Raw genomic sequence first — 10,872 nt, forward strand, 5'->3', positions numbered from 1 at the left:
GTCCCGCGCAGTTGGTCAGTGCCCGCCGGCGGGCTCGGTGCAGCCGCCTTCCATGTAGACACCGTGTACGTCGATCCCGGTGGCCGGGTCGGTGGTGCCGCTGATGCACGGACCGGCCCCGGCCACGAGCACGTCCCACCAGACGAGGCCCCCGTCGTTCGCCCGCGCGGAGACGGTGTCCCCGGTATAGCCGAGGTCCTCGAAGATGCGCCGGGTCAGGTCCTCGTCCCCGAGGTCGGCGGGGGCGGCGTCCTTGAGCGCGGCGGCGATGCGTGCGGCGTGGCCCTCGCCCCGGCACAGCTCGCCGGGGGTGACGTCGGTGGTCTGCTTGTAGGCGTTGTTCTCCCCGTACTTGGGGTTCTCGGGCACGGGGCCCTCGCCCCCGTCGCCCGCCTCTGCGCTGGGCTCCGGCCGCACGTCGCGGCACTCCCGCGCGATGCCGGGCCACGCCCGGTCGTGGTCCTTCCGCGTCGCCTCGGCGTACTCCTCGGCGGTGGAAGGGGAGCCGCCGCTCGACGGCGTATCCGGACCCCCCGCGCCGCTCTCCTCGCCGCACCCCGCCGCTACCACCGCGCCCAGCACGACCGCTGCCACGGCGACCGCACCTCTGCGCATCCCGGCACTCCTCGTCACCGCGCTCGCCCCCCTGGCGTCAGCCCCGGACGATTCTCGCCTACCGCCGCAAGTCGCGCTGTAGCGGGCGTCACGCCCCGGGGGCGGGCGGCAGGATCGTGGCCGCGGCGGCGGGGAGAGCGACGCGGACGGTGCGGGCCGGGTCCTTGTCCGATTGCGCGGGTACGTGGACGGCCGTCTCGACGGCGGCGTCGGTGAGGTTGAAGACGGCGAGGTGGCCGTCGGCCAGCGCGGCCGCCACGCCGGGTACGTCGGCGGTCGGCGCGGGGGCCGCCGCCAGGGCGCGGGTGCGGCCCGCGCGCTGCGCCGGGTAGCCCTCGGCGACGAGCGGGGCGGCCGGGCCCGCGGAGAGCGTGACCGAGCCGGCCGTCACGCGGATCGGGCTGCTCCCGCCGCGTACGACGAAACCGGCCCGGTCGTCGACGTTCACCCAGTTCCCCGCGAAGCCGTGCGCCGCCGGCACCGCCGCCACGTCGCGCCAGCCCGTGCCGTCCGCGGACACCTGCACCCGGTACTCGGCGCCGTACGCCGCCTCCCACCCCAGCAGCACCCGGTCCACCCGCTGCTCCGCGCCCAGGTCCACCGCCAGCCAACTGTCCGCCCGCGGCCGCTCCGCGCGGGCCACCGCCCAGCGGGTGGCCGGATCGCCGTCCGTGGCGTGCCGCGGCGGGTACGCGGTGTCGGCGGACGAGGCGGTGGCGGTACGGCCGCGGGCCAGGTCGGTGCCCTCGCCTGGGCCGGAGCCGGGGGCGTAGACCTCGGCGCGCCAGAGGGAGTAGCCGTACTGCGTCGCGGGCCGGCCGCCGACGATCCGTACGTGCCGCGCCGTGACCGCGGGGAAGCGCACCTCGTCCACCCCGCCGTCGCCGCCGTCGGGCGCCAGGGTGACGACGCCGCCGGGGCCGTGGAACGTACGGTCGCCGTCGAGGCCCCGTACGCCCGGCATGGCCAGCGCGTGCAGCCGCAGCCGCCCCTCGTCGGGGGCGAGGCCGGTCGTGGCGTAGACGACCGCGCCGGTGGGCAGCGTCGCGTAGCCGGCGGTGCCCTGCGCGAAGCGCAGCACCGTGGCCGAGCCGTCGAAGCCGTCGGCGGCCCGCGTGTAGCGGGCGACGCGGCGGCCGGTGACCGCGAGCGCGGTGCCCGGCAGGAACGCGGGCGCGGCGCCCGTGACGTCGAAGAGCCAGTCGTCGTGCTCGGGCAGGAACGCGAACTTCACGTGCCCCGCCTTGCTCACCGCCATCGCCAGCGCCCGTGCCGACTGGTGGGCGACCAGCCCGACTTCGGCGCCGTAGTCCGTCGCTCCGGCCACGTTCGCCCAGTAGCGGGCCTCGCTCACCGGCCGGACGTCGCCGTGCAGCCGGTCGCGCCAGACGTGCAGCAGGTAGGCGATCGCCACCTCCGCGCGCGCCTCCGGCTCGTACTTCGGCTCGCCGCTGAACTTCGTCAGCCGGTTCTCCGGCGGGTACGCGAGATACGGCTCCAGATGCGCGGCGAGCATCCGCTCCGCGCGGGCGGTGTACGGGTCGGCCTGGCCCATCCGGCGCCAGGTCAGGGGGAGTACGTCGCGGCCGTACAGGTGGTAGCGGTCGGCCACCATGGGGTGCGAGGAGAGCCCGGCGGCGGTGCCGAGGTGGGTCATCGTGCGCCAGAGCCCGGCCGCGTTGGGCTGCTTGGCGAGCACCTCGGGCAACGGGGCGCCGGCGATGAGGAAGTGGAGCGCGTTGCGCCCGGGGTACGCGCCGGTGGACTGCTGGTACATGGGCGCGTAGGTGCCGTGGTTCTCCACGACGTGGCCCTCGTACATGTTCTGCGCGGTGTTCCATTCGGACACCGGACGGCCGTCGATGAGCGTCGCGTTCCCGCGGTCCGCGGAGGGCAGCCCCGTCATGTTCGACAGCCAGCGGGTCAGCCACTCCCGCCAGGCGGCGGCGTCCGGGTGGTCCGGGTGGTACGCGAGGCCCGTGGCCAGCGGCATCGACTTCGCGCCCATCTCCTCGATCTTCGAGTCGCCGCGGTGCCCGCCGGTGAGCCCGTTGGACGACCAGCCGCCGCTGCGCGGGTCCTCGCCGGCGCCGAGGCCCGCGACGTACTGCGCGCCGCGGACGGCGATGGCGTCGACGTGCCCGCGGGTGGCGGCGTCGAGTTCGTCCCAGAGCAGCCGGGCGGCGGCGACGAAGTACGACTCGAACGTCCCGTCCCAGAACACCCGCCCGCCCCACTCGTAACCGCCGCCGCCCCAGGTCGCCCCGGTGGCCCAGAAGTTGGTGGCGGCGAAGTGCCGGATGGTCCGTACGGTGTGGTCGGCGAGGGTCTCGCGGCCGACGCCGGCGAGGTCCGCGTCGTACGTGCCGTGGGTGAGCAGCACGGCGTTGCCCAGGACGCTGGCGAAGCCGAAGTCGGCGAGCGGGTAGCGGCCGGCGGCGGCGTCCCACTGCGTCTCGACCCAGCGGGTGTGGCGCAGCAGGAGCCGGTGGTAGAGCAGCGCTTCAGCCCCGGGCCCGGAGGCGGCGCCGGCCCCCGGCGCGGCGAGGGCGAGTCCGGCGGCGGTGGCCCCGCTCGCGAGCAGAAACCGCCTGCGGGGAAAGGGAGTCGGGGTCGCCATTGCGGGATGCCTCCCGTCGCCACGGTCCGGGCCCCGACTGTAACCCCTGTGACCGCGGGGGAGTAGATCGCGGCGGGGCGGCCCCCGCCGTGAGGCGAGGGCCGGTTACTCGGAGGTCAGGCGCGGCGCTTGGCGAACTCCACGAGACCGGCGAAACCCTCGCGGGTCTGGGTCAGGTGCGGGCCGTGCGGGTCCTGAGCCTCTCGGTGCAGCTCGGAGCTATGGGGCTGGGATCATCTCTACGGCGACGCCGGGTAGTTCATCGAACTTCGCTTTGGCGTCGGTGGTCATCACCGTCCGGTTCGTGGCAATCGCCGTCGACGCGATGCTCAAGTCGTGCGCACCGCGCGGCTTGCCTAGCTTCCGGGTGTAGGCCAGCAACCGGGCATGCACACGCGCCACATCCAGCGTGTAGTCATCCACCGGGACTATGGCGAGCACCGCGTCGACGAATTCCTGACGATGGCGTGTGGTCAACTCGTCCGCCGCGAGTTCCACGCCCTGCAGCAGTTCAGCCGCCGTGACGGCGGCGATGGTGATGTCGTCATCCCGGGCGCGCAACAGCTTGGCCAGCTCAAGCCGGCCCCGATCGACCGCAGCAAGGACACCGGTGTCGAGGATTACCCTTCCCACGGGTCCTCCAGAGTCAGCAGCTCACGGGTCTCCAGCACATCGGACGCGAAGTCCTCGTCGAGAGTCGCGGTGTGTGCTTCCAGCACGTCGGCAAGCGCAGCGCCGTTCCCGCTGGGTGCCGGCCCGAGGACCGCCAGACGTCTGCCGTTGCGGGTGATCACGATGGTTTCCCCATGCTCCGCCTGGTCCAGCACCGAAGCGAAGCTCCGGGAAGCCTCGCTTGCGCTCATCATCCTCAAGGATTCAGAACATCAGAAACATGCTGGTGGTGAGAGGCTGGGGCGGCGAGCTCCTGGTGCACGTCACCGTCGCCGGCGGCGATCACCAGGCCGCCAAGGGCCGCCAGGCCGCGAAGGGTCATCCGACGGACGACGGAGTGACGGGCCGACCAGGGGTGCCGCACGTGTGCCGGCTGCCGTCATCGCGCGCGGAGCCGGGCGGCGGCGGATGCCGCGAGGTCCTCCGCCATCCCGCAGAGATCTTCGGTGGGACGCTCGCCGTGGACGTCGAGGCGCACCATCTCGGCGGCGGTCACGGCATCCTGGCCCTTGTACCTGTGGTGCTCGACAAGCGCGCTACAGGTGTCGCCTTCGTCGTTCGGTTTGACGACCGTGCGATATCCACTGAGTGTGAGGACCGTGCCGTCCTGAGCGGAGCTGGGCTGGTCCCGGAAGAAGCTCACCCCTGCGTCGAGCTCGTCGATGGTGCTGGACCACTCGCAGCCCCAGTTCGCGATCGCGGCGTCCGGCACGTCGGCCCTGAGGCCGGGAACGGCGGACAGCGCGGTGGCGTCGAGGAGTTCGCAGGCATTCCCCCAGACCAGCGACGTTTGCGGGTAGGCCGATGTACGGCGGGGAATCGGACCGGCGTCGAGGACCTCGGCCGCGCCCACAGCGGCTCTTTCGGCGACCGTACACAGGGTGGCGTTGCCGCCGTTCACTGAGCCTTCGCCCATGTTGACGCGGACCTGGACCACCGTTTCCCCGGTGCTGCCGCCGGTGGTCAGCAGCCGGCTGCACTCGTCGCTCTCCGGCTCGTCTTCGACGATGTCGATCCTCCCGATCGTGCGGAAGGGTTCGGCCCCCTGGGGCGGCGAGCTCTGAAGGAGGCGGATCTTTACGTCGATCCGGGTCTCGTCGTCGACGTCTACCAGCATGTCGCAGCGGTCGAAGTTCCCGTAGTCCACATCCTTGCGGACGTCCTCGCCGGCGAACTGGTCGAGAACGGAGGTGTCGGCGAGGGCACACACGTCCGCCGTGTGCGGCCTGCCGATCAGGGCCTGCGCCCCCAGTCGTCCGCTCTGGCCGTCCTCGGACGCGGGCTTTCCGTCCTCGCCGTCGCCGCCGAGGATGACGACGAGTGCCAGAGCCATCACAGCAGCACCGACACCGAGCGCGGCTGCGAGCAGCGGCCGGCGCCGGCGCTTTGTGAGCGTAACGGAGGCGGCAGCGTTCCCGAGTGCTGTGGCCGTGTCCTTCGAGGCTCCGGGGCCGGGCGCGGCGACCTCCTCCAGCAGTCGCTTGGCCTCCGTGGCATCGGGGCGCTGCCGGGGGTTGCGCCGGAGCATGGCGGCCAGCGCGGGGTACAGCGGCCCCACGGCGTCGGCGTCCAACTCGACGAAGCCCTGCTCGGCCTGTAAGTGCCGCAGGCTCCGGGTGTTCTCCCAGGATTCCGCGTCCTCCTGGTGGCCGTTGCCCTCCTCCTCCGGCTCGCTGCCACGCGGCGGCGTACCGGTGACGAGGGTGTAGAGGGTGGCCGCCAGGCAGAACACGTCCGATACCGGCCGGGGGCCACTGCCTCGGGCCAGTTCAGGAGCTGCGTAGTCGGGTGTGTAGCTGAAGGGGCCGTTGAACGTGATGGTCTCGCTGCCGCCGACCCGGTAGGCCGCTCCGAAGTCCAGCAACTTCGCGTCACCGCGCCGCGTGAGGCCGATGTTCGCGGGCTTGACGTCGCAGTGAACGATGCCTTCCTCGTGCAGTGCGACCAGCGCGTCGGCGAGTTGGGCCCCGATGCGGGCCACCTGTTCGGGGGAGACCGGTGGCAGCCGGTCCAGGCCGCCGCCGGGTACGTACTCCATGACGAACCAGTACGTGTCCGCGTCGCCCCCGCCCTCCGACGCCACGGTGACGACGTCGTACAGGGTCACGACGTGAGGATGGTCGCGGAACTTGGCCATGGCCCGCGGCTCGCCCAACAGCCGACGCACCGCTGTCTCGCCCTCGCCGTCCGTCCGCTCCGGCTTCAGCGCGACGTCCTGACCCACCACTGTGTCGTGTGCCAGCCACACATCGCCGCCGCGCCCCGCGCCGATTACCTCCTTGAGGACGAAGCGGTCGGCGAATTCCTCTCCGGAACGCAACATCTACCCCCTGGCTCGACCCTGCAGACACGACCAGCGCCCCGCGCCTGATCGAACCTACTGTGTAAGGAGTAATGTGCGCAGAGTCACCAGCGCTTTCAACTGTCGTCCTCATCGGTAGCCGCAGTCTGGCCGGAAGTGAGCGGACGACTGACTGGATGACAGCTTCCGACCTGGCCGCCGGGGGTCCCCGCCCGCACGACCGGTCACGCGGGGTGATCAGCACGTGTGGGCCGCTGCCGGGGTGGAGCGGCTTGAGGAATCATCGTGGTGGTGACCGTGAACGTGCACTCCATCCCGGTGCAGGCGCAGCCTGCCCCGTGTGAGTCCGTGGCCCGGATGCCCCCGCCTCACCTCGCGCCGTACGTCGTCGGCTGTTCGGCGTTTCGTGCGGGCGGCGGTGTGCCCGTGCGCCACCGGCTGTTGCCGGTCAACGCCACGGTCCTCGTCATCGACGTCACGGGCGCCGACCGCCTCGTCACCGGTGCCCGGTCCGCGTACGGCATCCACGCCACGCAGCGGTGGCGCGAGGGTGTCACGGTCGGCCTCACCCCGGCGGGGACGGCGGCGCTGCTGGGGGTGCCGGCGCGGGAGTTCGTGGGCGAGACGGTGGAGCTGGCGGACGTGCTGGGGCGGCGGCGGGAGGAGGAACTGGCGGAGCGGCTGGCGGAGGCGGGGCCCGGCAGGCTGGACGTACTGGTGGCGGCGATGGAGACCTGGCTGGAGGAGGGGACCGGCAGGCCGGCCACCACCCCCGTCACCGCGGCCTGGCACCGGCTCCAGCGCCCGGGCCGCCGGATCCCCATCCCGGCGCTGGCGGCCCGGCTGGGCGTCAGCCGCCGCTCCCTGGAGCTGGCCTTCCGGCGCGAGATCGGCATACCGCCGGGCCGCGTGGCCCGTATCGCCCGCCTCCAGCACGCGGTCGGCCGGCTGGCCGCCCCGGCGCACGACCTCGCGGCCATCGCCGCCACCTGCGGCTACGCCGACCAGCCGCACTTCACCCGGGACGTAAGGGAGTCGACGGGCCTGACCCCCACCGCGCTGTGCGCAAACCTTCAATACCGGGAGCCGGCCGCCGGATAGCGTCCCGCGCATGCTGCTGAACGGTAAGACGGCGCTGGTGACGGGCGGTTCGCGGGGCATCGGCCGGGCGATCGTGACCCGGCTGGCGCGGGACGGCGCGCGGGTGGTCTTCACGTACAAGGAGAACGAGACGGCGGCGGCGGAGGTCGTACGCGAAGTCCCGGGCACGGCGGCGGTCCGCGCCGACCAGGAGCAACCGGACGCCCTCGCCGCCGCCTTCGCCCCGGTCCGCGAGGGCCTCGACATCCTGGTCAACAACGCCGCGGTCAACCCGCGGCTGCCGCTGGCGGAGCTGACGGCGGCCGAGTTCGACCGGGTGCTGACGGCGAACGCGCGCTTCGGCGCCCTGGCGATGCGCGAGGCGGCGGCCCTGATGCCGGACGGCGGCCGGATCGTCAACATCTCCACCCTCAACACGGTGGTCCCGGCCCCGGGTCACGCGCTGTACTGCGCGAGCAAGGCGGTGCTGGAGCAGTTCACCCAGGTCGCCGCCCGGGAACTCGGCCCCCGCGGCATCACGGTCAACACCGTCTCCCCCGGCGCCACGGAAACGGCCCTCCTCCACGCCACCAACCCCCCGGAAGTCCTCGCCCAGACCGCGGCCATGACCGCCCTCCAGCGCCTGGGCCACCCGGAGGACATCGCCGCGGTGGTCTCGTTCCTGACGGGCCCGGACGCCGCCTGGATCACCGGCCAGAACCTCCGCGCCACGGGCGGCCTGCTGATCTGAGCGAACACGACATGGCGTAAATGGATCCTGGATGAACATTGGCCGGACGGTTTCGGCATCTCCGGCGGTCCGCCGTGGTCACTCCGCACCCTGGTCTCCTTCCAACTCCTTCTCCGTGCAAGGAATCCAGGGGGCCTGGCGGTGGGCGAACGGGTCGAGCAGTGGATCGCGATTCTCAGTCTCGCGTTTCCCGTCGTGGCGTTCCTGTGGGAGTTCGCCGTCATCGGGCGGAAGCGGCTCGGGTACCGGGTGCAGATGGACACCCTGGCCGCCGATGCGGCCAACAAGCCGTACGCCGGGGTGCTGGGGGACATGCAGCACGACGGGCACCAGCTCAAGGACCCCTCGTTCGTCCTGCTGCGGATCGAGAACGCCGGGTCGACGAAGATCGTGTCCGAGGACTATCTCGCCGATCCCGCCGACCACCACGGCATCAAGGTCACCTTCCGGGACCGGCGGGTCACGGCCGTGGTGCTCACCGACCCGAGCGACGAGGTGCTGCGCGACTTCTTCTTCGAGGTACGGACCGAGGGCGACACCGTGCGCGAGGTCGTCGCCAAGCCGGGGTTCCGGCGGCACAACAACGAGACGGACCGTACGGGCACCATCCAACTGCCCAAGGTGACGCTGCCGCGCGGGTCCGAGTACAAGGTGCTCGTCGTGCTGGAGCGGTGGCCCGACGACAACGGGACCGACCGCTTTCCGCCGCCCATCGTGCAGGGGACCCACGGGCTCGACCGCTGGTACGACCCGCTGGTGCGGTTCCTGCGGCTGCGGGCGACCAGGACCGAGAGCCACGTCTTCGCCTCGCGGCCCGCGTGGTGGGCCATCTGGATCCTGATCGCGGCGGTCGTCGTGCAGGCGTCCTTCACGCTCTTCCTCCGCGACGACCGCCGCCCCCCGCTGGGCTGCGTCGACGGCACCCTCCACCTGCACGGTTCCACCGCCTTCGCGCCCGCCGTACGGGCCGCCGCGGAGGACTACCTGGCCCGGTGCGAGGGGGCGGACGTGTCGATTCCGCTGGAGGACGACACCTTCCGGGGCAGTACGGACGGCGTGACCGACCTGGACGCTGCCGGTGCGGACGCGGAGATCCCGGTCGGCGAGGGGCTCGGCGACCACCTCGCCTTCACCGACGGCCTCGCCTCCGCGGGCCATCCCCGGCTGATACCGCGGCCGGTGGCCTTCTCCGTCTTCACCCTGGTCGTCAACAAGGACGCGGGCGTGGAGAACCTGACGCTCGATCAGATACGGGACGTCTTCGCCGGCCGGGTCAGGAACTGGACCGAACTCGGCGGCGACGACGTGCCCGTCCACCTCGTCAACCGCGAACCCGGCTCCGGCACCCGCGGCACCCTCGTCGAGAAGGTGCTGGACGGCAAGGAGCCGCCGCAGTTCACGGAGACCGACTGCGCCGCCCTCGAAGCGCGGCGGTACGGGCGCTGCGAGGTCAGCAGCACGGACACGATGCTGGCCGCCACCGCGGACAAGGCCGGTGCGGTCGGCTACAGCGAGGCGGCAGGCGTGGACGGCCACCGGGCGGCCGGCGAGCTGGTCAAGCTGAAGATCGACGGCAGGGAGCCGACCGCGGCGGGCGTCGAGGACGCCGACTACCCGTATTGGCAGACGGAGTTCGCGTACACCTACGGCGAGCCCCCGGCCGGCTCGATCGCCGCGGCCTTCCTCAACTTCCTCACCCAGCAGACCGGCCGCGACATCCTCCGCGACCAGGGCCACGGACTGTGCTCCGAGGCGCAGAACACCGGGGAGTGCCGCCCGGTGTGAGACGGCTGCAGGAGGGCGCGGTCAGAGCGGTGGGCGGTACGCGCCGTCCACCCGGATCGCGTCGATGCCGCTGACGTAGCGCGCCCCGCAGCGGTCCTGGGGGAGCACGAGCTGCGGGCCCGCGTGGTCGAGCCGGGCGCCGTCGAGGGTGGCGGCGAGGAGGACCGGGGCGTGCGCGAAGTCCGGGTCGATCTCGGGCCAGGCCAGCAGGGTGCGGTGGCCGTCGGCGCCGTGGACGGCGATGAGGAAGCGGAGCCGGTCTTTCCGGCGGACGGGGTCGAAGGCGGGCCCCGCGTCGCGCAGGACGTCGTGCAGCAGCGGGCCGGTGAAGCGGTGGCGGCGGGGGCCGCTGGTGGCGCAGTCGAAGGTGACGTGGGCGCGGTGCTGGGGCCAGCCGCGGAGGTCGGCCACCGTCAGCCGGGCCGGGCGGGCGAGGTCCCCGGTGAGGACCAGCTCCGCCGCGGGGCGGGCGGGCGTACCGGTGGCTGCGCGGGTACGGGTCACGGGCCACCACCTCCCGCGGGTCACCGTACCCGGGCGGCGGTCCCGTAGAAACGCACATGCCAAGCCATTTCTCGTACTGCCAGGCTTGTGCAAAGGACCCAGTGACTTTTTCCTCGCAGGTGCGGCATTATCATCGGCGCATGCACACGTACCGGATGGGAGATGCCGCCGCCCTGCTCGGTGTCAGCGCCGACACCGTCAGGCGGCTGGTCGACGCCGGAAAGCTGACCGCCGAGCGCGACGACGCGGGGCGCAGGATCATCCCCGGGGCGGCGCTCGCGGCGTACGCCAGGGAGATGCGCTCGACGGGGCGGGAGTCCACCGGGTCGTCCGCGCGCAACCGCTTCGCCGGGATCGTCACCGACGTGCTCATGGGGGACGTCTCGGCGCAGGTGGAGATCCAGGCGGGCCCTTTCCGGGTGGTGTCCATGGTCAGCCGGGAGTCGGCCGAGGAACTGGAGCTGGCGCCGGGCGTTCCGGCGGTGGCAGTGATCAAGTCGACCAACGTGGTCGTCGAGAGACCGTAGACGTCAGGGAGTGGAC

The 10,872-nt window shown here is 72.6% G+C and carries 10 protein-coding genes; 4 read left to right on the top strand and 6 right to left on the bottom strand.

Annotated elements, in window-relative coordinates; translation table 11 throughout:
• Positions 1–15: 15 nt before the first annotated feature.
• From ACFYVJ_RS15050 to ACFYVJ_RS15070, 5 genes are all read right to left on the bottom strand, one after another.
• A complete protein-coding gene (locus tag ACFYVJ_RS15050; protein ID WP_388890956.1) occupies positions 16–615 on the bottom strand; it encodes a hypothetical protein in 600 nt (199 codons plus the stop codon).
• A gap of 88 nt (positions 616–703) precedes the next feature.
• Positions 704–3,235, bottom strand: a complete 2,532-nt coding sequence (locus ACFYVJ_RS15055; protein ID WP_388890959.1) for a discoidin domain-containing protein — start codon at positions 3,233–3,235, stop codon at positions 704–706.
• Positions 3,236–3,454: 219 nt separating this feature from the next.
• Positions 3,455–3,868, bottom strand: coding sequence for a PIN domain-containing protein (locus ACFYVJ_RS15060; RefSeq protein ID WP_388890962.1), 414 nt, complete (start codon positions 3,866–3,868; stop codon positions 3,455–3,457).
• Positions 3,856–4,098 (bottom strand): type II toxin-antitoxin system Phd/YefM family antitoxin, encoded by a 243-nt coding sequence (locus ACFYVJ_RS15065; protein WP_388890964.1) that lies wholly within the window; start codon positions 4,096–4,098, stop codon positions 3,856–3,858. Before ACFYVJ_RS15065 ends, ACFYVJ_RS15060 begins: the two co-directional genes overlap by 13 nt.
• Before the next feature lie 188 nt (positions 4,099–4,286).
• Positions 4,287–6,230, bottom strand: a complete 1,944-nt coding sequence (locus tag ACFYVJ_RS15070) for a serine/threonine-protein kinase (RefSeq protein WP_388890967.1) — start codon at positions 6,228–6,230, stop codon at positions 4,287–4,289.
• 264 nt (positions 6,231–6,494) lie between these two features.
• On the opposite strand from ACFYVJ_RS15070, the gene ACFYVJ_RS15075 reads away from it, so the two are divergent.
• The 3 genes from ACFYVJ_RS15075 to ACFYVJ_RS15085 all read left to right on the top strand — a co-directional run bounded on the left by ACFYVJ_RS15075 (position 6,495) and on the right by ACFYVJ_RS15085 (position 9,825).
• Positions 6,495–7,310, top strand: coding sequence for a helix-turn-helix transcriptional regulator (locus ACFYVJ_RS15075; RefSeq protein ID WP_388890970.1), 816 nt, complete (start codon positions 6,495–6,497; stop codon positions 7,308–7,310).
• A 10-nt stretch (positions 7,311–7,320) separates the two neighbouring features.
• Positions 7,321–8,040: an SDR family oxidoreductase gene (locus ACFYVJ_RS15080; protein WP_388890973.1), complete on the top strand. Its 720-nt coding sequence runs from the start codon at positions 7,321–7,323 to the stop codon at positions 8,038–8,040.
• 141 nt (positions 8,041–8,181) lie between these two features.
• Entirely contained in the window at positions 8,182–9,825 is a 1,644-nt protein-coding gene (locus ACFYVJ_RS15085; RefSeq protein WP_388890976.1) for a substrate-binding domain-containing protein, read from the top strand.
• A 21-nt stretch (positions 9,826–9,846) separates the two neighbouring features.
• Here the strand turns inward: ACFYVJ_RS15085 and ACFYVJ_RS15090 are convergent, their stop codons facing one another.
• Positions 9,847–10,329 (bottom strand): molybdopterin-dependent oxidoreductase, encoded by a 483-nt coding sequence (locus ACFYVJ_RS15090; RefSeq protein WP_388890979.1) that lies wholly within the window; start codon positions 10,327–10,329, stop codon positions 9,847–9,849.
• A 140-nt stretch (positions 10,330–10,469) separates the two neighbouring features.
• Here ACFYVJ_RS15090 and ACFYVJ_RS15095 point away from each other — a divergent pair, with 140 nt between their 5' ends.
• Entirely contained in the window at positions 10,470–10,856 is a 387-nt protein-coding gene (locus tag ACFYVJ_RS15095; RefSeq protein WP_388890982.1) for a molybdopterin-binding protein, read from the top strand.
• Positions 10,857–10,872 lie beyond the last annotated feature (16 nt).

The sequence above is a fragment of the Streptomyces sp. NPDC004134 genome, assembly GCF_042874195.1.
Classification (GTDB): domain Bacteria; phylum Actinomycetota; class Actinomycetes; order Streptomycetales; family Streptomycetaceae; genus Streptomyces.